The organism is Rhodanobacter ginsengiterrae (genome assembly GCF_050026815.1).
GTDB classification, from domain to species: Bacteria; Pseudomonadota; Gammaproteobacteria; order Xanthomonadales; family Rhodanobacteraceae; genus Rhodanobacter; species Rhodanobacter ginsengiterrae.
Window position 1 is genome coordinate 282,747 of sequence record NZ_JALBWO010000057.1, and the last position, 21,424, is coordinate 304,170.

General features: G+C 65.7%; 21 protein-coding genes. 8 read left to right on the forward strand and 13 right to left on the reverse strand.

Annotation, left to right across the window (positions count from 1 at the left end):
- The first annotated feature begins 5 nt into the window (after positions 1-5).
- Positions 6-890, forward strand: a complete 885-nt coding sequence (locus tag ACQGNJ_RS16305) for an ABC transporter ATP-binding protein (RefSeq protein ID WP_426690299.1) — start codon at positions 6-8, stop codon at positions 888-890.
- 33 nt (positions 891-923) lie between these two features.
- On the forward strand, positions 924-4,511 hold the full coding sequence (locus ACQGNJ_RS16310; RefSeq protein WP_426690300.1) for an ABC transporter permease/M1 family aminopeptidase: 3,588 nt from the start codon (positions 924-926) through the stop codon (positions 4,509-4,511).
- A gap of 32 nt (positions 4,512-4,543) precedes the next feature.
- Here the strand turns inward: ACQGNJ_RS16310 and ACQGNJ_RS16315 are convergent, their stop codons facing one another.
- From ACQGNJ_RS16315 to ACQGNJ_RS16350, 8 genes are all read right to left on the reverse strand, one after another.
- Positions 4,544-5,395, reverse strand: a complete 852-nt coding sequence (locus ACQGNJ_RS16315) for a mechanosensitive ion channel family protein (protein WP_426690301.1) — start codon at positions 5,393-5,395, stop codon at positions 4,544-4,546.
- Positions 5,396-5,508: 113 nt separating this feature from the next.
- A complete protein-coding gene (locus ACQGNJ_RS16320) occupies positions 5,509-5,817 on the reverse strand; it encodes a DUF2845 domain-containing protein (RefSeq protein ID WP_426690302.1) in 309 nt (102 codons plus the stop codon).
- A gap of 60 nt (positions 5,818-5,877) precedes the next feature.
- Positions 5,878-6,150, reverse strand: coding sequence for a DUF2845 domain-containing protein (locus ACQGNJ_RS16325; RefSeq protein ID WP_426690303.1), 273 nt, complete (start codon positions 6,148-6,150; stop codon positions 5,878-5,880).
- 28 nt (positions 6,151-6,178) lie between these two features.
- Positions 6,179-6,754 carry a DUF924 family protein gene (locus tag ACQGNJ_RS16330; RefSeq protein WP_426690304.1) on the reverse strand — a complete coding sequence of 192 codons (576 nt, stop codon included), beginning with the start codon at positions 6,752-6,754 and terminating at the stop codon, positions 6,179-6,181.
- Positions 6,755-6,846: 92 nt separating this feature from the next.
- Positions 6,847-7,599 carry a DUF2884 family protein gene (locus tag ACQGNJ_RS16335; RefSeq protein ID WP_426690305.1) on the reverse strand — a complete coding sequence of 251 codons (753 nt, stop codon included), beginning with the start codon at positions 7,597-7,599 and terminating at the stop codon, positions 6,847-6,849.
- Positions 7,600-7,725: 126 nt separating this feature from the next.
- Positions 7,726-8,580 (reverse strand): energy transducer TonB, encoded by an 855-nt coding sequence (locus ACQGNJ_RS16340; protein ID WP_426690306.1) that lies wholly within the window; start codon positions 8,578-8,580, stop codon positions 7,726-7,728.
- Positions 8,581-8,632: 52 nt separating this feature from the next.
- Positions 8,633-9,106, reverse strand: a complete 474-nt coding sequence (locus ACQGNJ_RS16345; protein ID WP_426690307.1) for a hypothetical protein — start codon at positions 9,104-9,106, stop codon at positions 8,633-8,635.
- Between the two features lie 202 nt (positions 9,107-9,308).
- On the reverse strand, positions 9,309-9,767 hold the full coding sequence (locus ACQGNJ_RS16350) for a hypothetical protein (protein ID WP_426690308.1): 459 nt from the start codon (positions 9,765-9,767) through the stop codon (positions 9,309-9,311).
- 250 nt (positions 9,768-10,017) lie between these two features.
- Here ACQGNJ_RS16350 and ACQGNJ_RS16355 point away from each other — a divergent pair, with 250 nt between their 5' ends.
- Positions 10,018-10,434 (forward strand): universal stress protein, encoded by a 417-nt coding sequence (locus tag ACQGNJ_RS16355; RefSeq protein WP_426690309.1) that lies wholly within the window; start codon positions 10,018-10,020, stop codon positions 10,432-10,434.
- A 57-nt stretch (positions 10,435-10,491) separates the two neighbouring features.
- Here the strand turns inward: ACQGNJ_RS16355 and ACQGNJ_RS16360 are convergent, their stop codons facing one another.
- The 3 genes from ACQGNJ_RS16360 to ACQGNJ_RS16370 all read right to left on the reverse strand — a co-directional run bounded on the left by ACQGNJ_RS16360 (position 10,492) and on the right by ACQGNJ_RS16370 (position 12,709).
- Positions 10,492-10,947, reverse strand: a complete 456-nt coding sequence (locus tag ACQGNJ_RS16360) for a DUF6491 family protein (protein ID WP_426690310.1) — start codon at positions 10,945-10,947, stop codon at positions 10,492-10,494.
- 81 nt (positions 10,948-11,028) lie between these two features.
- Positions 11,029-11,772 (reverse strand): hypothetical protein, encoded by a 744-nt coding sequence (locus ACQGNJ_RS16365; protein ID WP_426690311.1) that lies wholly within the window; start codon positions 11,770-11,772, stop codon positions 11,029-11,031.
- Positions 11,773-11,800: 28 nt separating this feature from the next.
- Positions 11,801-12,709 (reverse strand): LytTR family DNA-binding domain-containing protein, encoded by a 909-nt coding sequence (locus ACQGNJ_RS16370; RefSeq protein WP_426690312.1) that lies wholly within the window; start codon positions 12,707-12,709, stop codon positions 11,801-11,803.
- Positions 12,710-12,889: 180 nt separating this feature from the next.
- On the opposite strand from ACQGNJ_RS16370, the gene ACQGNJ_RS16375 reads away from it, so the two are divergent.
- On the forward strand, positions 12,890-14,725 hold the full coding sequence (locus ACQGNJ_RS16375; RefSeq protein ID WP_426690313.1) for an FAD-binding oxidoreductase: 1,836 nt from the start codon (positions 12,890-12,892) through the stop codon (positions 14,723-14,725).
- A 44-nt stretch (positions 14,726-14,769) separates the two neighbouring features.
- Here ACQGNJ_RS16375 and ACQGNJ_RS16380 read toward each other — a convergent pair whose 3' ends face one another.
- Positions 14,770-15,054: a DUF3247 family protein gene (locus ACQGNJ_RS16380; RefSeq protein ID WP_426690314.1), complete on the reverse strand. Its 285-nt coding sequence runs from the start codon at positions 15,052-15,054 to the stop codon at positions 14,770-14,772.
- Between the two features lie 156 nt (positions 15,055-15,210).
- Between ACQGNJ_RS16380 and ACQGNJ_RS16385 the strand changes: the two genes are divergently transcribed.
- From ACQGNJ_RS16385 to ACQGNJ_RS16400, 4 genes are all read left to right on the forward strand, one after another.
- Positions 15,211-16,476, forward strand: a complete 1,266-nt coding sequence (locus ACQGNJ_RS16385; RefSeq protein ID WP_426690315.1) for an MFS transporter — start codon at positions 15,211-15,213, stop codon at positions 16,474-16,476.
- An 18-nt stretch (positions 16,477-16,494) separates the two neighbouring features.
- On the forward strand, positions 16,495-17,412 hold the full coding sequence (locus ACQGNJ_RS16390; protein WP_426690316.1) for an arginine deiminase-related protein: 918 nt from the start codon (positions 16,495-16,497) through the stop codon (positions 17,410-17,412).
- A gap of 69 nt (positions 17,413-17,481) precedes the next feature.
- The gene (locus ACQGNJ_RS16395) at positions 17,482-18,150 is read left to right on the forward strand and encodes a glutathione S-transferase family protein (protein ID WP_426690317.1); all 669 of its coding nucleotides are present in this window, start codon (positions 17,482-17,484) and stop codon (positions 18,148-18,150) included.
- A gap of 88 nt (positions 18,151-18,238) precedes the next feature.
- On the forward strand, positions 18,239-18,571 hold the full coding sequence (locus ACQGNJ_RS16400; RefSeq protein ID WP_426690318.1) for a hypothetical protein: 333 nt from the start codon (positions 18,239-18,241) through the stop codon (positions 18,569-18,571).
- 70 nt (positions 18,572-18,641) lie between these two features.
- On the opposite strand, the gene aceE is transcribed toward ACQGNJ_RS16400, so the two are convergent.
- Positions 18,642-21,341, reverse strand: a complete 2,700-nt coding sequence (aceE, locus tag ACQGNJ_RS16405; protein WP_426690319.1) for a pyruvate dehydrogenase (acetyl-transferring), homodimeric type — start codon at positions 21,339-21,341, stop codon at positions 18,642-18,644.
- Between the last annotated feature and the right edge of the window lie 83 nt (positions 21,342-21,424).

Here is a 21,424-nt window from a genome sequence, read left to right on the forward strand (position 1 = left end):
AACCCATGCTGACGATACGTGACCTGTCCAAAACCTACGCCAACGGCGTCAGAGCCTTGCGTGGGGTATCGCTCGACATCCCCAACGGCATGTTCGGTCTGCTCGGCCCCAATGGCGCGGGCAAGTCCTCGCTGATGCGCACGATCGCCACGCTGCAGGATCCGGACAGCGGCACGATCATGCTGGACCAGATGGACCTGCTCGCCGACAAGCAGGCCACGCGCCGGCTGCTCGGCTACCTGCCGCAGGAGTTCGGCGTGTATCCCAAGGTATCGGCCGAGGCGATGCTGGACCACTTCGCGGTGCTCAAGGGCGTCACCGTGAAAGCCGAGCGACGCGAACTGGTCGAGGCGCTGCTGCGCCAGGTCAACCTGTGGGACGTGCGCAAGCGCAAGCTGGGCACCTACTCCGGCGGCATGCGCCAGCGCTTCGGCATCGCCCAGGCGCTGATCGGCGCGCCGCGCCTGATCATCGTCGACGAGCCCACCGCCGGACTCGACCCGGAGGAGCGCAACCGCTTCCTCAACCTGCTGGCCGAACTGGGCGAGCGGATGGTGGTGATCCTGTCCACCCACATCGTCGAGGACGTGACCGACCTGTGCTCGCGCATGGCGATCATCGGTCAGGGCCAGGTGCTGCTCACCGGCGAGCCGACCGAGGCGATCCGCTCGCTCGAGGGTCGCGTCTGGCGCCGCAGCATCGACAAGAACCAGCTGGACGGCTATCGCGCCCGCATGAACATCCTGTCGACCCGCCTCGCCGGCGGCCGCACCCTGCTGCACGTGCTGGCCGATGCGCTGCCGGAGGAAGGCTTTGAAGCGGTCACCCCGGACCTGGAAGACGTCTACTTCGGCCACCTGCGCGCGCAGGCCACCAGCAAAGCCGCCTGACGCCAACTTCCGACACTGCGGACGGGACTACCGATGTTCTTCGAGATACTTCGCTTCGAGTTGCGCCAGCAGTTGAAGGCGCCGTTGTTCTGGATCGTCGCGGCGGCCTTCGGTGCGCTGGCTTTCGCATTTGCCAGCACCGACATGGTGATCGTCGGCGGCGCCAGCGGCAACGTGCTGCGCAACGCGCCACTGGTGATCGTGCGCCTGCTGGCCGCGCTGACCGTGCTCAGCATCTTCCTGATAACCATCTTCGTCGCCGGCGCTGCCCTGCGCGACTTCGACCACCGCACGTCGGAGCTGTTCTTCAGCACGCCGATGAGTCGTGGCGCCTATCTGGGCGGACGCTTTGCCGCCGGCTACCTGGCGGCGCTGGCGATCATGCTGGTCTGCGCGCTGGGCGTGGCGCTGGGCGGGGCGATGCCATGGGTCGATGCCGCACGCCTGGGCCCGGCCAGCTGGCATGGCTATGCCTGGTCGTTCGGCGTGATGGTGCTGCCGAACATGCTGTTCATCGCCGCGCTGCTGTTCCTGCTGGCCACCACCACCCGTTCGCTGCTGGCCACCTATATCGGGGTGATCGCCTATTTCGTGCTGCAAGGCGTGGCGGGCTATCTCAGCCGCGATATCGACAACCACACGATCGCCGCGATGCTCGACCCGTTCGGCGGTCGCACGCTGGCACTGGTCACCCGCTACTGGTCGTCCGAACAAACCAACCACGTGCTGCCGGCCCTGCATGGCGTGCTGCTATTCAATCGCCTGCTGTGGCTTGGCGTTTCACTGCTGCTGTTCGCGGCCGCGTACCTGTTGTTCCGACCCACTCGCGAGGGTTTGCAGTTGCCGCGTCGCAAGAAGCGCGCCGAACCGCCGATGCTGCGCCCGTCAAATGCCACGGCCGCCCTGACCCTGCCACAGGTGAGCACCGGCCATGGCTGGCGCGCCCATCTGCAGCAGCTGCGCGCGCAATTCGCCTTCGACACGCTGGGCATCGTGCGTGGTGTGGCACTGCTGGTGTTGCTGGCGCTGGCGCTGGTGCTGATGCTGGTCTCGCTGATGTCGTCCGGCCTGGTCTATGGCACGCCGGTGTGGCCGGTGACACACCAGGTGCTCACCGCGATCAACGGCAGTTTCAGCCTGCCACTGATCATCATCGTGATCTTCTATGCCGGTGAACTGGTCTGGCGCGAGCGCAGCCAGCACTCCGCGGAAGTCACCGATGCGTTCCCGGTACCCGACTGGGTGCCGCTGCTGGCGAAGTTCGGCGCGCTGCTGGCGATCATCGTGCTGATGCTGCTGGTCGGCGCGGTGGTCGGCATCGGCTGGCAGCTGGCGCACGGCTACACCCACCTGGAGCCTGGGCTCTACGCGGGCATGCTGGCGCTGAACGCGATCCCGTTCGTGCTGATCGCGGTGCTGGCGCTGTTCCTGCAGGTGATGTCCAACAACAAGTTCCTCGGCTACCTGCTGACCATCCTGTGGGTGGCGGCCAGCTCGATCGGCTTCGGCCTGCTGCACTGGGACCACAACCTCTACAACTACGGCAGCGCTCCCAGCGTGCCGTATTCGGACATGAACGGCTTCGGCCATTTCCTCGCCGGCGCGCTGTGGTTCGATGGCTACTGGGGTTGCCTTGCGGTGGCCATGCTGGTGCTGGCCGCGCTGTTCTGGGCGCGCGGCACCGACGATGCCTGGCGCGACCGCCTGCGCGAAGCACGGGCCAGGCTGCGGGCACCCGCCTTGGTCGTGCTGGTGGTGGCCGCGCTCGGCTTCATCGGCAGTGGCGCGTGGATCTACTACAACACCAATGTGCTCAACACCTACCGCAACAGCACCGCGAAGACGGTGCAGCGCGCGGACTACGAGAAGAAGTACGCGAAGTACAAGGACGCGCCGCAGCCGCGCATCACCGCGGTCAGGGCCGCGGTGGACATTCATCCCTACCGGCGTCGCCTGGACATCCGCGCCCACTACACCCTGGTCAACAAGCACGACGCGCCGATCAGCGAGCTGTATGTGAACTTCGCCGACGAGTTCACCGTGAAGTCGCTGCAATTCGCGCCGCATGACACGGTCAGCGCGGACAAGGATCTCGGCTTCACCGTCTACCGGCTGAAGACACCGCTGGCGCCGGGCGCCTCGATGGATTTCGATTTCAGCCTGGAATACGCGCCGAAGGGCTTCACCAACGACACCGGCGAAACCTTCCTGGTCCACGACGGCACCTTCTTCAACAATGGCATGCTGCCGCAGTTCGGCTACCAGACCCAATACCAGCTGACCGACCGCAACGACCGGCGCAAGTATGGCCTGTCGGCCGCGGTGCCGCGGATGCCGAAGCTGGATGACGAAAAGGCACGAGCGAATACCTATATCAGCAACGACGCGGACTGGATCGACTTCGACACCACTGTCTCCACCGCCGCCGATCAGATTGCGCTGGCGCCGGGTACCCTGCAAAAGGAATGGACGGCCAACGGCCGGCGCTATTTCCACTACACCATGCAGCAGCCGATGCTGAATTTCTTTGCGTATCTGTCGGCGCGCTACGCGGTGAAGCGCGTGGAACACAACGGCGTGGCGATCTCGGTCTACTACAACCCGGCGCATGCCTGGAACGTGGACCGGATGATCGAGAGTGCGGAGGATTCACTGGATTATTACAACGCCAACTACACGCCGTACCAGTTCAAGCAACTGCGCATCCTTGAATTTCCCGGCTACATCGCGATCGCACAGTCGTTCGCCAATACGATCCCGTTCTCCGAATCGATCGGCTTCATCGCCGACCTGCGCGACAAGTCCAAGATCGACTATGTCTACGACGTCACCGCGCATGAAGTGGCGCATCAGTGGTGGGCGCACCGGGTGATCGGGGCAAACATGCAGGGTTCGACCATGCTCAGCGAATCGCTGGCGCAGTATTCGTCGCTGATGGTGATGAAGCACAAATACGGCGCCGACCAGATGCACAAGTTCCTGAAATACGAACTGGATGCCTACCTGATCGGTCGCGCCACCGAGACGCTGGCCGAGGAGCCACTGGCGAAAGTGGAAAACCAGCCATACATCCACTATCGCAAGGGCTCGCTGATCTTCTACGCACTGCAGGATTACCTGGGTGAAGCAAAACTCAACGCGATGCTGAAACAGTTCCTGCTCGACAAGGGCTTCCAGCAACCGCCCTACACCACCTCGGCCGAATTCATGGACGCGCTGGACAAGGCGGCCGGGCCGCAGTGGAAATCGCTGCTGGATGATTTCTTCTGGAAGATCACCCTGTTCGACAACCGGCTGACCGACGCGAACGCGAAGAAGCTGCCGGGTGGCAAGTATCAAGTCACCCTGAAAGTGCACGCCGGCAAGGTCTACGTGGACGGCAAGGGCAAGGAGACCGGGGCCAGGCCGGACATCCCGATCGAGATCGGCGTGTTCGCCGCCTCGCCTGGCGGCGGCAAGGACGGCAAGCCGCTGTACCTGGAAAAGCGCCTGCTGGCTGACGGCGACAGCACGATCACCGTCACCGTGGACGGCAAGCCTGCCCTGGCCGGCGTCGATCCGTACAACGAACTGATCGACAAGGTGTCCAGCGACAACCGCCGCACGGTGACCGTGGAATAGCCGTTCGCGCCGGGAAGTTCAGCGGCCGCGCGTCACGCCTGCCTCGGCGCGGTCCCGGTCAGGTCGCCGCGCACGATGGTCAACTCGCGTTGCGGGAACGGAAGGCTGATGCCTGCCGCATCGAGATGCTCCTTGATCGATCGCAGCAGGTCGGTCTGCGCCGCCCAGAAATCGTCGGTGGCGGTCCATGCGCGAACCACCAGGTCGACCGAACTCTCGCCGAGGCCAACCGTCCACACGCCCGGCTCGGGATCTTTCAGGATGCGCGAATCGGCATCGAACAGGCGACGGATCTCGGCCATCGCCGCGCCGATGTCGTCCTTGTAGCCGATGCCCAGTTTCAGTTCGAAGCGCCGCGTGCCGCGACGGTTGTAGTTGAGGATGGCATCGCCACCCACCTTGCCGTTCGGCACCACCGCCTCGCGACCATCCGGCAGCAGCAGCAGGGTGTGCATCAGGTTGATGCTCTGGACCGTGCCATCGATACCGCCGGCGGTAACGAAGTCGCCGACCCGGAATGGGCGGAAGATCACCAGCAGCACGCCCCAGGCCAGGTTGCCGAGCGAGCCCTGCAAGGCCAGTCCGATCGCCAGGCCACCGGCGCCGAGCGCGGCGACCAGCGGCGCCGACGGCACGCCGGCACGGGTCAGCGCCATCACGATCAGCATGGCCACCATCACGCCGTAGATCAGGTTGCGCAGGAAACCACTCAGGGTGTCGTCCACGCTCGCGCGCTGCAGCGCGCGCCGACTGAAGTTGGCCATGCGGGCAGCCACCCAGATGCCAACCAGCAGGATCAGCAAGGCAAACAGCAGGTTCAATCCGGCATGGGTCACGCTGGTGGACAGCGCGGTACCGAGCAATCTGTCGAGGAAATCGTGCATCGCTTCAACTCAGGCGGAGAATTTCACCAGCCTAGCAAACCACCCGAAAAGCTGCGCGATGTCGGTGCGTGAAGCGATCGAAAACCTTCCGTCGACACGGCAATCGGCTGGTCTCAAAGCCGATCATCCTCGATGTCGGTGACCCTGCCATCGACGATCGTCACCACGGTGACATGACCATCGCGCCGGTAGCGCCACTGCTCGCCGCCCTGGTTGCGATCCACCACCCGCACGCCGCCGCGGCGACTGCCGTGGCTGCGCGACTTGTGCGCATGCGATTTCGAACTGGGCTTGCCCAGCAAGTCCACCACCCTTTCGCGGCTGTCGCCGGCGACCAGCACCTGGTTGCCGACACGCAAGGTACTGTTTGCCTGCACCGCAGCACTGAACGCGAACAACGCAATGACAAGACGCATGTGCATGACCTGCTCCCTGGTCTGATGGAAATTCTGAACTGTCGGTCGCCGTGTGGCGACTTGCACTCAACGGCGGCGATCGTCGATGTCGCTGACCTTGCCATCAATGATCGTCAGCACCACGACATGGCCGTCGCCGCGCGCGTATTGCCAGCGTTCGCCGACATGCGCACCGAACTTGTTCTCCAGCGGCTCCTTGTAGCCGGGATCACCCAACAGGGCGATCGCATGCGTTGCGGTGTCGCCGGTGGTGAGCACCTGCTGCCCGACCCGCAGCGTCTGTCCGGCATGGACGATCGCACTGAACATCAGAAAAAAGACCAGCATCAGATTGCGCATGTGGATTCCTCCATGGCATCAGCGAACTTCAAAATCCCGCGCCCGGCTGTGCCAGGTAAAGCGTCTCTTCGGGTGTATCGGCGCGACCGAGCACAGCATTTCGATGGGGAAAGCGGCCAAAGCGCTCAATCACCTCGCGGTGGCGTCGAGCATAGTCCAGAAAATTGTCGAACTGGGCGCCCTGTCCAGCGGGTGCGTCGAGCCGCAGTGCCTCGAACAATTCGACCGAACGCCGCTGCAGCGCGGGATTCTCCGCGTGCTCCAGCGGCAGGTAGGCGAACACGCGCTGGATGGCGGGCAGTTGGCGGTCATCACCACGGGCCAGACCCGACAAGGCGATGCGTTGCGCGTCCACATCGGCTGCCCAGGCGCGCGGATCGTGGCGATAGAGGTTGCGTGGAAACTGGTCGAGCAGGATCAGCAGCGCCAGCCAACCATCCGGCGTGGTCGTCCAGCCATCCAGCCGTCCGTCGGCGGCCGCGTGCACTGCCGTATCGAAATGCTGGCGGATCTGCGCATCGAAGGCGGCACTGGCGGCAAACCAGTGCGCGGCGTTCGCCTCGGCGAACCAGAAATCGAGGACATCCCGAGCGGTGGTCTGCATGGTTTGCCCATCGGCAGCTGAAGACCTTCCGACTATGCCTGCCGGCCTGCGGGCAATGCAAATACGCTGCCGGGGCGATCGTTGTGCAGGCTTCAGCGACCGACTTGCAGCAGGTTCAGTGGCTGGCCATCGCTGCCACGCACGCCCTGTTGCAGGGAGGCAAGATGCTCGATCGACGGACACAAGGCCTCGATCTGCGGCCGCAACGCCTGCATCCGCGCCTGCAGTCGCGGCTGCAGATCGGTGGCCAGGTCGGCGGCGCGGTCGCGCAGGCTGGCCGCGGTCTGCAGGTCGCCGGACAGCGCTGCATTGATCGCCTGCTGGCCCAGGTCGGCCGCCAGCAACGGCATCAGGTCACCGGCGATCTGGTTCATCGCCTGGTTGGCGGCATCGCCCTGCCAGTCATGCGTGCTCTGGCTGACCGAGATGCGGCGCTTGAGCTCCGCCGCGTGCGCGTCCAGCCGACGCTGGAACTCGGCGCGGGTATCGGCGCCCAGGCCCATGCCGGCGACCTCCTGGCTCAAGGCCTGCGCCGCGATGTCGACGCCGTTGCGCGCGACGGTGCGCACGCGCGGCACCAGCGCACGCAACTCGCGTTCGAACAGGGTCAGCCGATCCTGGTCCTCGGCATTCAACTTCACCAGCGCGCCATCGCTGCGCAGCACGCCCTGCTGCAATTCCACATGGAAGGGCGCCGGCGCCGGTCGGTCGAACAGCAGGCTGCCGGGTTTCAGAGTGACGTCGTAGCTGCTGCTGGCATGACAGGTCGACGCCAGATCCTGTGCCTGCACGGCGCAGACGGACAGCAGGGACAACAGCAGGACGGACAGTCGACGAATGGGCATGGATGCATTCCTGAAGGGGATGCGCCCAGCGATAACCGGCTGTGGGCCAACCCATGCTGAACATCGGGTTGTCCGGGGATTTCCTGACCAGACGCGAAACCCGACATCGAGGACGCCAGCGGGAAATCAGGCACCACTCAGTGGGGTAAGCAGGCGCAGCCCATCGCGATGGAGCTGGTAGATACCCTCGCCCGGAAGCGCATCCGCGCTGCCGGACAATTGCCGCTGATCATCAATCCACGGCACCAGCGCCTTCGGTCCAGGCACATAGGCCTGCCATTTGCCGTACTGGTCGACCTCGGGCTGCCCACGTTCCCTCAACCGGTAGTTGATCGGCACCCGCGCAATCCAGTGCGGCGCATTGACATGGACGCCTGAGGTGGGCACGTGGAACGTCCACTTCCTGGCGGCCGCAAGCGCCGAGCTGGCAAAAATCTTGCGCCATTGAGCGAGCTCCTGGTCACTGTCGACCAGGGCCAGGTTGACCTGTTCTGCCGCGGCATCCTCGACCTGCCCGTTGCGGCCCACGCGCAAAAGCAGATAGACCGTACCCGAGACACGCCCCTTGACGGCCTGCGGCGGATACCTCGGTGGCACCCGGTCCTGGAAGGTAATCTGTTCCCCGGGAACGTCCTGACCAAAATGCGTACCGTTGATGCTCAACGCGTAATTCCCTTCCCCGATCGGCCGGGCAACCACGCGCAGGCTCATCCTGGCCTCTGCGGCGACCGGCTTGCCGGCGAGCAGCACCGGCTCGAACTTCCAAGCGGGAACCTTGCGGCTGATCAGCGCAATCACCGCCGGCTCGACCTTGTCGGCATGATCGATGGCGTAGCTGCGCACGCCGCCGTCCGGTGCCACCACGATCGTCCCGGTGAGCAGCATGCTCGCCTGCACCCGCTTGCGCACGCCGCCGGGACCGGACGCGAGCGCCGCACCCGAGAGCACCAGACAGCACAATCCCAGCAGCCAGTTTTTCATCCCGTCCCCCGATGCACGTTCGACAAGACACCCGGCAGAGTATTGACGACCTTCAGCGTCGACGCGAGCGAAATTGCGTGCGGACGACCGGTCGCCCGAGCTGCCAGGCCAGCCACAGCAGCGCCGGTATCGCGACGAGCTTCAGCCCCAGTGCGACCCGCCAGGTGCGCTGGGCGCGCGCAATCATCCACAGCGCCAGCTCACCGAGTTGCGGCTGGGCGCGTGCATGCTGGCGGGCGAGCTCGAAGTCGCCCCACTGCTGCAGCATCAGCACCGCGGTGACCAGCGACCAGACGGCCAGCAATACGGCCAGCACCTGCATGGCGGGCCGCGACCAGGCCTGACGCAGGATGCACCCGGCGCAGACCACGATGACCAGCAACGCCGCCACCAGATAGGGAAACTCGGCCTGCCGCAGGTATTGCACGCAGCCGAGCGCAGCCAATAGCAGCAACACCCAGGGACCGATCGCCCAGGCGGCGAAACGCCGTATCGAGGCGGCGTCAGTGCGTGATGGCAGCTGCATCAGTGCGCCACCTTCAGGCGGGCCGGATCGGCCGACAACGAGGGCAAGGCAAGCAGGACAGCAAGACGACGCATGGACAGGATCTCCGATCGGGTTGGCGCAATCAGTGCAGTTTACGCGCACGCAAAAAGAAGGGCGCCGATGGCGCCCTTCTTCATTCCGACCTGGCTGCGGTCAGGCCTGCAGGATTACAACTGCGCGATTACAACTGGGTGATGGTGAACTTGCCCACCGAAACGCCCAGGTTGACGCCCTCACCGGTGCCGGCCAGCGCCAGCGAGGTGGTGCCCTTGGTCAGCACCTGCGCCGACGAGCTCTTGACCACGCCAGCCTCGGCGCCGGCCTGCGCGTAATCACCGAAGACGTCGGCAATGCCGTGCACCTTGCTGATCTCGCCCTTGCCATGGTCGATGTGGTACTTGCCGGCAGTCAGGCCGCCACCAACCACCACGATCTTGACCTTGGAGCTCTGGCCGTTGCTGCAGGTGACCATGCCGGTACCCTCGGCATGCTTGTAGATCAGCGACCAGCCGGACAGGTTGTAGACCAGGTCGCATTTCACCGTGGCTTCCGCCGCCTGGGCATTGCTCGTCGGCAGCACGGTCATCGCACCTGCGCAGGCCATTACCAGGGCAGCCATTCCAAAAGTACGCTTGATCATGATTCATCTCCTCGAAGTAGGCGGAACAAGGGTTGGCACGCGATCCGCCGTTGCCGGATGGCCCGGTCGCGATCGGTGCGGTGGAGGCAATGCTGTGCAGGACGACGTGACAGAGATGTGCAGATGCGCGCCGCCCGTTCAGGTTTGCCGATCGCGCGCAGGACGGTCCCGACTCGGCCTTGTGGCCGGGGCCGCCACGTGCCTAGACTCGAACCACGGCTTGATCGCCGTGCAGTCGCGAAGGGAAACGATGGTCAGGCACTCGCTGGTGGGTTACGACGGCTCGGAAGTCTCGCAACGCGCGTTCCAGTTCGCGATCGATCTGGCCCGCTGCTCGGGCGGCCGCGTTCGCGTGGTATCGGTATTGCAGGTCACCGAGGGCGGCGCCGACGTGTCGGCACTGATGATGGCCGACTCCGGCACCCAGCGCGCGCAGGAATTGCTGCAGGAATTGCGCGCCATCGTGCCCGACGCAGACCACATGGTCGACGTGGAGCTGGCCTATGGCAGCCCGGGCGACGTGCTGCTCAGCCAGGTCGAACCACACGGCATCGACCACATCGTGATCGGCCATACCGAACGTGGCGCACTCGCCCGCTGGCTGCTGGGTTCGGTTTCCGGCAACGTGCTGGCACGTGCCCACGTGCCGGTCACCGTGGTGCGCTGAAAGACGGGCAAGGCCTGATCAGTGCAGGCCCTGCCGCCATTTCCATGCAGCGGCGGGCTATTTCGCTGCCGGCTGCTCGGCGCTGCGCGCGGCTGCCTCGATCTTGCGCTGCTTTTCCTGGGCGATCTTCAGGCTCTTGACGTCAACCGGACGAATGCCGGTGATCGTGCAGGGGAAGTTCCGGCGCCCGGTCAGCACCTTGTCGAAGCCCACCATCACCTGGTTGATGTTCGAGGTGAGGCCGATGGTGTTGGTGAACATCAGGTCCTGGCATCCGCCCAGCTCAAGCAACCAGGCCTGGTTCGGACGGGTATACACCGCCAGCTCGGTATCGCTCAGCGGCTCCCACGAATACAGGCTGAAATAATGGAAACTGCGCACCGGCGCGCCGGCCGCCGCGGCATAAGCGGCCTGCCGCTGCGACATGCGCTGCGCATACGGCACGCTCGAGCATCCGGCCGTCACCAGCGCCAGCATCAGGGCACCGGCGGGGATCAGGAATGACTTGTCCATGCTGCAATCCTCCATGGGGAACTCCATGGTGAAAACGCGCCAGCGCCCCTGCGGATGACACGGCATGGGCCGTCTGGTCAGCTACTTCCTGCCCGGCTTGCCCTTGCCCACGACCGCCCACTTGGCCGGATCGAAGCGGGCCACTTCATAGACCAGGGTCTGCTTCTTCTCGCCATCGACCAGGGTGATGTCCATGCTGATTCTCTTCGCCTTGCCGAGCATGGCGATGAATGCCTTGTCGTCGCGGATCATCAACGCCGGCTCGCCGGTGCTGGGCGCAAATGCCTTGACCGCAACCGCGCGCCCATCAAAATGGGCGGCGATGGTGCAATTGCCGCGACAGACGAAGCCCGGCTTGCTGCCATACAGGAACACGCTCTGGCCCCAGCTGGTGTGCCGGCGCAATACCAGGCGCACGCGGTCGCCGCTCGCCGGCTGGCTGTTGTCGATGGTCGCGGTGGATTGCGTGCCGCCAGCCATCGGTGCCACCTGGTACAGCCACAGCCGCTCAAGACGGCTCTTCTCGCTGGCCTCGGTGTAGCGCTTCTCGATCTCCGGCAGGGTCTGCTGTACTTCCTTCGCCGCGTCGCTGCCGGGGAAACGCTTGACGATGTCCTTGCCCATCGTCACCGCCATCTCGTCGTTGTGGATGCGCAACAGCTGGCGATACGTGTCAAGGCCGCGCGCCGCGTCGGCGTCGACGGCCGACGTCTGCTGCGCCGCGCCAGGTGCGGGCGTCCCTGCCTGTTGTGAACAGCCGGCACACAGCACGGCAACCGCCAGCACGAGGCCGGCAACGGGAATACGCAGCGAAGAGCTCATCATGGGCGGCACATCAGGCGGGAACGGGCAGTCAGCTTGGAACGATCGGCCCCCGCCGCGCAACCGTCGTGGCTCGATCGGCCTGGCCGAAGCGTTCGCGCAGCGCGGCCCGGTAGCGCCGGCTGCAGGGGATCCTGGCGCCGTCGCGCATCTGCAGGCGGGCATCGCCGGTGTCCAGCGGCTCGATCTCGGCGAGGTGGTCCAGATTGATGCAATGGCTGCGGTGCACCCGCACGAAGCGCGCCGGGTCCAGCCGCTCCTCGATCCCGGCCATGGTCGCGCGCAACGGATAGTCACGACCGCGCACATGCAGGTTGACGTAATTGCCCGAGGCCTGCAGCCACTCGATGTCGCTGGCATTGACCAGGAACTCCCGGCCCAGCTTGCGCACCAGGAAACGTTCGGGCCGCTCCACCGGCTCCACTGGCGGCCCCTCTTCCGGCGCGACCAGCAAGCGCGCCTCGCCCTGCCAGCGCATCAGCCACAGTCGCGACAGGCAGGTCAGCGCGATGATGACGAAATAGGTGCGGATGTCCTTGAGGTATTCGTAGCCGAAATTCGGCCACCAGGCGCCGAAGCGGTAATGCCAGCCGGCAAGGTCATAAGCGAGCTTGCGCAGCCCGACCATGCCGCCGACGTGCAGCAGGCTGAATGGCACGGTGGCCAGCAGGTGCCATGGCAGGCTGCGCCGCCAGGTGTCGAAGCGGAACGGCCAGCGTCGCTCGACCGCGAGCACCGCCGGAATCAGCGCGAGGATCAGGATCGCACTGCTCCACTCCCATACCCACGGCTCCCACGCCGCCGTCCGCGCATGGTCGATCTGCGCGACCAGGCTGTTGAACACGGTGTTGAAAATCGTCAGCACGACCCAGAAGGCGACTTCGGCCGGGTGTCGCCAGCGCTGGAAATCGCGATATTCGAAAGCCGTCGGTGCGGTCATGCCGGCCATTCTACGTGGCGGCGTGGGCGCCCACACGATTCGTCCCGCGGAGCCGCCGCTGGTCCCTGCCACGGCACGATCCATCACTGGCGAATCGACAACCGATTACCGCCGCGCATCATGGACCGGCCGCCGCGCTCCGTCGTGGTGATCCTTCACAAGCCGATCTGGAGCAGCGTGATGAAGAGACGTGAATTGTTGAAAGCCATGGCGGCGCTGCCGCTGTTGCCGCTGCTGATGCGCAGCGGGGCGACGTCCGCCCGGGAGGCAGTCACCGCCATCGCGGCGAAGGGGCGTTCGCGGGTGCGGCCGGGCGACCCGGGCTGGCCGCTGGCGGGCCAGTGGGAGCAGCTCAAACGCGACGTCGGCGGCCGGCTGCTGCAGCTCGAATCGCCCTTCGCCCGCTGCGCCATGTCGCCTGCCGACAGTGTGTGCGCCCAGGCGCTGAAACATCTGGACAACCCGTTCGCGCTGGGCGACAACCCCGCGTTGACCCAGACCAGCGGCTGGGCCGATGCGTGGACCTCGCAGCCCAGCGCCTACGCGGTGGCCGCGGAGAACACCGCCGACGTGGTAGCGGCGGTCAACTTCGCCCGCAAACACCGCTTGCGGCTGGTGGTCAAAGGCGGTGGCCACAGTTACCAGGGCACCTCGGACGCGCCCGATTCGCTGCTGATCTGGCCACGCCACATGAACAAGGTGACCCTGCACGACGCCTTCGTCGCGCAGGGCTGCGCCGGCCGGGAGGCGCCGCAGCACGCGGTGACCATCGAGGCCGGCGCGATGTGGAGCGACGCCTACGACGCGGTCACCACGAAAGGAGGCCGCTACGTGCAGGGTGGCGGCTGCACCACGGTGGGCGTGCCCGGCCTGGTGCAGAGCGGCGGCTTCGGCAGCTTCTCGAAGAACTGGGGCACGGCGGCGGCCAACCTGCTGCAGGCGGAAGTCGTCACCGCCGACGGCAAGGTGCGCATCGCCAACGCCTGCACCCATCCCGACCTGTTCTGGGGCATCAAGGGCGGCGGTGGCGGCAGCCTGGGCACGATCATCCGGCTCACCTTGCGCACGTTCGAATTGCCGGAGGTATTCGGCGCGGTGTTCGGCAGCATCAAGGCGGCATCCGACGATGCGTTTCGCCGCTTGATCGCCAAGGCGATGGCGTTCTATCGCAGCGCGCTGTTCAACCCGCACTGGGGCGAACAGATGTCGTTCCGTGGCAGCAACACGCTGAATATATCGATGGTGTTCCAGGGTTTGACCCAGTCGCAGGCGGAGCAGGTCTGGGCGCCGTTTCTCGACTGGGTCCGCGCCAGCAGCGACTACCGGTTCGCCAAACCCGTGCAAGTGCTGGCGCTGCCGGCGCGGCATTTCTGGGATGCGGAATTCTTTCGCGAGCATGCGCCCCATCTGGTGGTGGCGGACGATCGGCCCGGTGCGCCGGCCCACCATGTGCTCTGGGCCGGCGACCAGGAGCAGGTCGGCTGGTTCATCCACAGCTATCAATCGGCCTGGCTGCCGGCCGCGTTGCTGCAACCGGGGCAGCAGTCACGGCTGGTGGATGCGCTGTTCGCCGCGTCGCGGCAGTGGGGGTTTTCGCTGCATTTCAACAAGGGGCTGGCCGGCGGTGCCGCCGACGCGATCGAGCGTGCCCGTGACACCGCGACCCATCCACAGGTACTCGACGCCTTCGCGCTGGCCATCTGCGCCAGCAGCGGCGAGCCGGCTTTTCCAGGCATGCCGAACGCCCAGCCCGAACTGGCCCGGGCACGGCGCGAGGCGGCAACCATCGACAAGGCGATGGAGGCGCTGCGCGTGGCGGCACCCGGCGCCGGCTCGTACGTTTCGGAAAGCGACTATTTCCTGCACGACTGGCAGCAGGGGTTCTGGGGTTCGCACTACGCGAAACTCGCGGCGGTGAAGCGCAAGTACGATCCGGACGGCCTGTTCTTCGTGCACCATGGCGTCGGCAGCGAAGCCTGGAGCGCCGACGGTTTCACCCGACTACATGACGCATGACGCCGCCCGGCTCGACAAGGGAGCTGACCTCTCGCTCGTCATGCTCAGCCAAAGATGCTCTCGACCCGCGCAACCTGGTCCAGCCACACGCGCAGGCTCCACTCTGGCACGTCCGGGCGTTGCAGCCGCACCCGGGCGTTGATCCCCTGGTGCTCGTCGGCGTCATGAAACATCTGCATGTTCGGCCGGGCGCTGACCACGCCGTCGCAACTGCAGCCGTCATGCATGACCAGCACCACGTGGCCATGGGTCGGCAACTGGTCGATCAACGACGCAAGCTTCCGAATGCTGGCCTGATCGGTATAGACATGATGCGCCAGTCTGCTCATGGGACTCGCCCCGCATGATTGGGTGAATCACGAACCTAGTCGGGTACCGGTAAGATCGCGTCAATTTGCCCGTCTGGCAGCTGAATGACCGGCGCCAGCGCGGCACTTTGCCAGCGCTCGCAACAGCCGGATAATGGCGGCCCGCAAGGACAGCCGATGTCATCTGCCACTTCGCCGACAGCGGGCTCGCTGCGGCAACACCATGCATTTGTCGCGTTCTGGTTCGCCCGGATCGCCTCCGGCTTCGGCTTCCAGATGCTGTCGGTGGCGGTCGGCTGGCAGATTTATGCGCTCACCGGCAGAGCGTTCGATCTTGGCCTGATCGGCCTGGTGCAGTTCGTGCCGTCGGTGCTGCTGGCCCTGCCCGCCGGACACGTGGCCGACCAGTTCGAGCGCCGCCGCATCGTGTTGCTCGGCCAGCTGGTGGAGTGGATCGCGATTGCCGTGCTGGCCGGGCTGAGTCTCGCCCATGACATCCACGAGGTGGGCATCCTGTTGCTGGTGTTCGTGATCGGCATCGCCAAGGCGTTTGAATTTCCCGCGTTGCAGTCGATGTTGCCGGCCCTGGTGCCCGCCGAAGTGTTGCCGCGCGCCATGGCAGTGAACGGTTCGGCCGGCCAGGCGGCGATGATCATGGGTCCGGCCGTGGGCGGCTTGCTGTATGTCGCCGGCCCGGGCGTGGTGTATGCCACCTGCGCGGTGCTGTACCTGATCTCGATCACGCTGATGGCACGGCTGCGCTACGCCCAGGCGCCGCCGAAGCGCGAGCCGGCCACCCTGCAAACGGTGTTCGCCGGCGTGCATTTCATCCGGCGCCGCCCCGACGTGCTGGGCGTGATCTCGCTGGACCTGTTCGCGGTGCTGCTGGGCGGCGCCACCGCCTTGCTGCCGATCTTCGCCAAGGACATCCTGCACACCGGCCCATGGGGCCTGGGCCTGCTGCGTGCGGCGCCGGCGGTGGGCGCGTTGCTGATGTCGGTGTGGCTGGCGCGGCACGCGATGCAGCGGCGCGTCGGCATGATCATGTTTGCCGCGGTGGCCGGTTTCGGTGTGGCGACCCTGGTGTTCGCGCTGTCGACCGCCTTGTGGCTGTCGCTGGCCGCGCTGTTCGCCCTGGGTGCGTTCGACATGGTCAGCATGGTGATCCGCGGCTCACTGGTGCAACTGGATACGCCCGACGACATGCGCGGCCGGGTCAGCGCAGTCAACGCGATCTTCATCAATACCTCCAACCAGCTCGGCGAGTTCGAGTCGGGCATGCTGGCCGCGTGGCTGGGCGCGGTCGGCGCGACGCTGATCGGCGGCATCGGCACGCTGGTGGTAGTCGGCTTGTGGATGGGCATGTTCCCGAGCCTGCGACGACGCCAGCAGCTGCAGATGGAAACCGCGGCGCCAGATCAACCGGCGGCGGATATGCTTTAGGACTGCAGGAGCCATTTCGTGATCACCACCTCGCCCGCCGAATTCCTCGCAGCCTTCGCTACCCTGGCGCCGCTGCCGGACGCCGCGGCCACCGCACGCGCCGCGTACCTGGTGGCACCGGCCGAGTTCAGCCTGGCTGCCGAATCGGCGCGCGACAACCGCTACATGGATCTGAACCTGGCCGTCGATCCGCTGCGGGCGCTGGCCCAGCACAGCGCATTGGCGCAGGCGCTGCGGGCGGATGTGCCGGTAATCACCTTCCCCGGCGATCCGGCCACGCCCGACGCGGTATTTCCCAACAATGTGTTCGCCACCGCGCCGGGCCGGCTGATCGTGGGGCGGATGCGCCATCCGGTGCGCCAGCGCGAGGCGGCGCGCACCGACATTCGCAGGTTTTTCGGCCAGGTGCTGGGCTACGACGAGATCGATCTGTCCGGCCGCGACGACCTGGTCGCCGAGCTGACCGGCTCGCTGATCATCGACCGTGTGCACGGGGTCGGTTATTGCGGCCTCGGCGAACGCTGCGACATGGCGGGCGCCGAAGCGATGTTGCAGGCCTTCGACCTGCGCCTGATGTTCTGCTTCGAACTGGCCGAGGGCGAATACCACACCAACGTGGTGCTGACCCTGCTGGCCAGCCGCGCGGTGATCATCGCCGCCGACGGCTTCCGCGACCCGGCCGCTGCACAGGCGATCGCCCGGGCCTACGGCGGTCGCGCGATCCGGATCAGCCCGGCGCAGAAGCAGGCCTTCGCCGGCAACGCGATCAGCTTGTCCGACGAACGTGTATGGATGAGTGAGTGCGCGGCGAACTCGCTGCTGGGCGGACAGATCGACGCGCTGCGTGGCTACGGCTTCGCCCTGGGCTCGGTCGACCTCAGCGAGATCGAGAAGGCCGGCGGCAGCCTGCGCTGCTGCGTCGGCGAGATCTACTGAAGCCCGATTTGCGTAAACAATCCTGCGGTGACCGATGTTGCCGTTCCATCCTGCACCGCGGAGCGCCCCATGATCACCGTCCATCACCTCAACAACTCGCGCTCGCAACGCATCCTGTGGCTGCTCGAAGAGCTCGGCGTGCCGTACCAGATCAAGCGCTACCAGCGCGATCCGAAGACCATGCTGGCGCCGCCGGAGTTGAAGGCCGTGCATCCGCTGGGCAAGTCGCCGGTGATCAGCGATGGCGAGCTGGTGCTGGCCGAGTCGGGCGCCATCATCGAATACCTCGCCGATCGCTACGGCGCGGGCAGGCTGATTCCACCGCCTGGCACGCCGGCACGACTGCGCTGCAGTTACTGGCTGCATTACGCCGAGGGCTCGGCGATGCCCCCGCTGCTGATGAAGCTGGTGTTCCGCCGGGTGGAGACCGCCCCGGCGCCGTTCTTCGTCAAACCGGTTGCCAGGAGCATCGCGCACAAGGTGCTGCGCACGTTCGTCGACCCGCAGCTGCGCCTGCACCTGGACTATCTGGAAGGGGAGCTGGCCGGCAGCGAGTGGTTCGTCGATGACACCTTCGGTGCCGCCGACATCCAGTTGAGCTTTCCGCTGGAAGCTTTTGCGGCGCGCGGCGGCCTCGATGCCGGCCACCCGAATCTGAGCGACTTCCTGCAGCGCATCCACGCCCGCCCCGCTTACCAGCAGGCGCTGGCAAAGGGCGGCGAATACCGGCTTGGCTGAACGCAAACCGGTGGCAGGCCACTCCGTTTACGCCTCACTCACGGCATCGCTGCCAGCCTGAGCGCTCAGACGTCCCAAGGAGATGACCATGCGCAAACACGATATCGGCCGCCAGCTCCACGACACCGCCGAGCGGGCCGGCGAGCGGGCACGCTCTTACGCCGACGGCGCCACCAGCAGCGCGCAAGACTTGCTTGAACGCGGGCGCCGGACGCTGCGTGAGCGCTTCGACAAGCGCCGCGACTACAGTCGCCAGCTGACCAACGCCGCGGAAGATTTTGCCGACGAGGCGAATTACCAGTATCGACGTCTGCGTCGCAACGTGAATCGCCACCCGGTGGCGGCGGTCGCGATCGTGGCCGGCACCATCGGCGCCTTCCTGTTGTTGCGCCGCGCATTCCGCAGCGACGACGAAGATTGAGCGGTCGCCGCATCGCTGCCCATGAAAAACCCGCCGATCGGCGGGTTTTTCATGGGAACGTGCAGAACGCTCAGACCGTGAGCGGATTCGGCCTGTCCGGGTCGAGCCTGTATTCCTTGATCGCGCGACTGACATCCTTCGCGTTCATCTTGCCGTCCTTCGCCAGCGCGGCCAGCGCCGCATGCGCGATCCAGTAGCGATCGACCTCGAAGAAGTCACGCAGGTGCGCACGCGTGTCGGAGCGACCGAAGCCATCGGTGCCCAGCACGGTGTAGCGCATGCCGTCGGGCATGAAGGCACGGATCTGGTCGGCATATTCGCGCACGTAGTCGGTGGCGGCGATCGCCGGACCGGCACGTCCGTCGAGCAGGCTGGTGACATACGGCACGCGCTGCTCGGCTTCGGGATGCAGGCGGTTCCAGCGCTCGGCGTCGAAACCATCGCGGCGCAGTTCGACGAAGCTGGGGCAGGACCAGATGTCGGACTTCACGCCGAAGTCCTTCTCCAGCAGTTCGGCCGCGGCGATCACTTCGCGCAGGATCGTGCCCGAACCCAGCAGCTGCACGCGCGGCTCGCCCTTCTTCGGCTTGCCGCCATCCTTGAACAGATACATACCCTTGATGATGCCTTCCTCGCTGCCCTTGGGCAGGTCGGGATGGCTGTAGTTCTCGTTCATCACGGTGATGTAGTAGTAGTGGTCTTCCTGCTCCTGCAGCATGCTGCGCACGCCGTCCTGCAGGATCACCGCCACCTCGTAGGAGAACGTCGGGTCGTACGCCTTGACGTTCGGAATCGCGCCGGCCAGCAGGTGCGAATGGCCGTCCTCGTGCTGCAGGCCCTCGCCGTTCAACGTGGTGCGGCCGGCGGTGCCGCCGACCAGGAAGCCGCGCGCGCGCATGTCGCCGGCCGCCCAGCACAGGTCGCCGATGCGCTGGAAACCGAACATCGAGTAGTAGATGAAGAACGGCAGCATCGCCTGGTTGCTGATGCTGTAGCTGGTCGCCGCGGCCATCCACGAGGCCATGCCGCCGGCCTCGCTGATGCCTTGCTGCAGCACCTGGCCCTTCTGGTCTTCGCGGTAGTACAGCAGCTGGTCGGAGTCCTGCGGCTTGTACTTCTGGCCGAACGGCGCGTAGATGCCGATCTGCCGGAACATGCCTTCCATGCCGAAGGTGCGGGCCTCGTCGGCCACGATCGGCACCACCCGCTCACCGAGCTGCTTGTCGCGCAACAGCAGGTTGATGCCGCGCACCAGCGCCATGGTGGTGGAAATTTCGCGCTCGCCGGTGCCCTTGGTGATCTGCTCGAACGCCGACAGTTCCGGCGCCTTCAGCTTGGCCTCGGCCTTGCGTCGGCGCTGCGGCAGGAAGCCGCCAAGTGCCTTGCGGCGTTCCAGCATGTACTGCACTTCCGGTGAGTCCTTGCCCGGGTGGTAGTACGGCACGTCGTCATGCAGCTTGTCGTCGGCGATCGGAATCTGGAAACGGTCGCGGAAATGGCGCACCGACTCGTCGTCCAGCTTCTTCTGCTGGTGGGTGGGGTTCTGCGATTCGCCGGTGCCCAGGCCCATGCCGTAACCCTTGACCGTCTTGGCCAGGATCACCGTGGGCATGCCCTTGGTGTGCGACGCCGCATGATAGGCGGCATAGACCTTGTGCGGATCGTGGCCGCCGCGGTTCAGTCGCCAGATGTCGTCGTCGCTGAGGTTGGCGACCATCTCGCGCGTCTCCGGATACTTGCCGAAGAAATGCTCGCGCGTATACGCGCCGCCGAACGCCTTGCAGGCCTGGTATTCGCCGTCGACGGTTTCCATCATCAGCTTGCGCAGCACACCCTTGTCGTCGCGGGCCAGCAGCGGATCCCAGTAGCTGCCCCAGACCAGCTTGATCGCATTCCAGCCGCCGCCGCGGAACACGCCTTCCAGCTCCTGGATGATCTTGCCGTTGCCGCGCACCGGGCCGTCCAGCCGTTGCAGGTTGCAGTTGATCACGAAGATCAGGTTGTCCAGCCCCTCGCGGCCGGCCAGCGAGATCGCACCCAGCGATTCCGGCTCGTCCGTTTCGCCGTCGCCCAGGAAGCACCAGATCTTGCGGTCGCTCTTCGGAACCAGCCCGCGGTTCTCGAGGTATTTGAAGAACTGTGCCTGGTAGATCGCCTGGATCGGACCCAGGCCCATCGACACCGTGGGCACCTGCCAGTAGTCCGGCATCAGCCACGGATGCGGATACGAGGACAACGCGCGGCCCTTGCCTGCCACCTCCATGCGGAACAGGTCGAGCTGATCCTCGCCCAGGCGGCCTTCGAGGAACGAACGGGCATAGATGCCCGGGCTGGAGTGACCCTGGTGGAACACCAGGTCGCCCGGATGGTCGGCGCTAGGCGCGCGCCAGAAATGGTTGAAGCCCACGTCGTAAAGCGTGGCGCTGGAGGCAAAGCTGGCGATGTGGCCACCCAGTTCGCCCGGCTTGCGGTTGGCACGAACGACCATCGCCATCGCGTTCCAGCGGATCAGCGAGCGGATCCGCCACTCCATCGCGGCGTCGCCCGGGCTCTTCGCTTCCTGGCTGGGTGGAATCGTGTTGACGTATTCGGTGGTGGGATTGAACGGCAGGTAGCCACCCGAGCGACGGGTGGTGTCGACCATCTTCTCCAGCAGGAAGTGTGCGCGCTCGGTACCGTCGTGATGGATCACCGCGTCGAGCGAATCGATCCACTCGCGGGTTTCGGTGGGGTCGATGTCCTGGTTGAGGATATCGTCGAGCTGATCCATGAAGATTCTCCGCGGCGCCGTTGCAGCGCTCATGCTTGAGGGGGAATGCCCGCCGCCGGGGGACTGCGGCGGGAATCAACGTC

Excerpts from the sequence above, each read along its gene's own strand:
- ACQGNJ_RS16395 (WP_426690317.1), top strand. The coding sequence starts at position 17,482 with ATGATCACCGTCCATCACCTCAACAACTCGCGCTCGCAACGCATCCTG.
- ACQGNJ_RS16315 (WP_426690301.1), bottom strand. The coding sequence starts at position 5,395 with ATGCACGATTTCCTCGACAGATTGCTCGGTACCGCGCTGTCCACCAGC.
- ACQGNJ_RS16345 (WP_426690307.1), bottom strand. The coding sequence starts at position 9,106 with ATGCAGCTGCCATCACGCACTGACGCCGCCTCGATACGGCGTTTCGCC.
- ACQGNJ_RS16400 (WP_426690318.1), top strand. The coding sequence starts at position 18,239 with ATGCGCAAACACGATATCGGCCGCCAGCTCCACGACACCGCCGAGCGG.
- ACQGNJ_RS16335 (WP_426690305.1), bottom strand. The coding sequence starts at position 7,599 with ATGCCCATTCGTCGACTGTCCGTCCTGCTGTTGTCCCTGCTGTCCGTC.
- ACQGNJ_RS16310 (WP_426690300.1), top strand. The coding sequence starts at position 924 with ATGTTCTTCGAGATACTTCGCTTCGAGTTGCGCCAGCAGTTGAAGGCG.
- ACQGNJ_RS16305 (WP_426690299.1), top strand. The coding sequence starts at position 6 with ATGCTGACGATACGTGACCTGTCCAAAACCTACGCCAACGGCGTCAGA.
- ACQGNJ_RS16365 (WP_426690311.1), bottom strand. The coding sequence starts at position 11,772 with ATGATGAGCTCTTCGCTGCGTATTCCCGTTGCCGGCCTCGTGCTGGCG.
- ACQGNJ_RS16320 (WP_426690302.1), bottom strand. The coding sequence starts at position 5,817 with ATGCACATGCGTCTTGTCATTGCGTTGTTCGCGTTCAGTGCTGCGGTG.
- ACQGNJ_RS16375 (WP_426690313.1), top strand. The coding sequence starts at position 12,890 with ATGAAGAGACGTGAATTGTTGAAAGCCATGGCGGCGCTGCCGCTGTTG.
- ACQGNJ_RS16360 (WP_426690310.1), bottom strand. The coding sequence starts at position 10,947 with ATGGACAAGTCATTCCTGATCCCCGCCGGTGCCCTGATGCTGGCGCTG.
- ACQGNJ_RS16355 (WP_426690309.1), top strand. The coding sequence starts at position 10,018 with ATGGTCAGGCACTCGCTGGTGGGTTACGACGGCTCGGAAGTCTCGCAA.
- ACQGNJ_RS16385 (WP_426690315.1), top strand. The coding sequence starts at position 15,211 with ATGTCATCTGCCACTTCGCCGACAGCGGGCTCGCTGCGGCAACACCAT.
- ACQGNJ_RS16370 (WP_426690312.1), bottom strand. The coding sequence starts at position 12,709 with ATGACCGCACCGACGGCTTTCGAATATCGCGATTTCCAGCGCTGGCGA.
- ACQGNJ_RS16380 (WP_426690314.1), bottom strand. The coding sequence starts at position 15,054 with ATGAGCAGACTGGCGCATCATGTCTATACCGATCAGGCCAGCATTCGG.
- ACQGNJ_RS16325 (WP_426690303.1), bottom strand. The coding sequence starts at position 6,150 with ATGCGCAATCTGATGCTGGTCTTTTTTCTGATGTTCAGTGCGATCGTC.
- ACQGNJ_RS16350 (WP_426690308.1), bottom strand. The coding sequence starts at position 9,767 with ATGATCAAGCGTACTTTTGGAATGGCTGCCCTGGTAATGGCCTGCGCA.
- ACQGNJ_RS16340 (WP_426690306.1), bottom strand. The coding sequence starts at position 8,580 with ATGAAAAACTGGCTGCTGGGATTGTGCTGTCTGGTGCTCTCGGGTGCG.
- aceE (WP_426690319.1), bottom strand. The coding sequence starts at position 21,341 with ATGGATCAGCTCGACGATATCCTCAACCAGGACATCGACCCCACCGAA.
- ACQGNJ_RS16330 (WP_426690304.1), bottom strand. The coding sequence starts at position 6,754 with ATGCAGACCACCGCTCGGGATGTCCTCGATTTCTGGTTCGCCGAGGCG.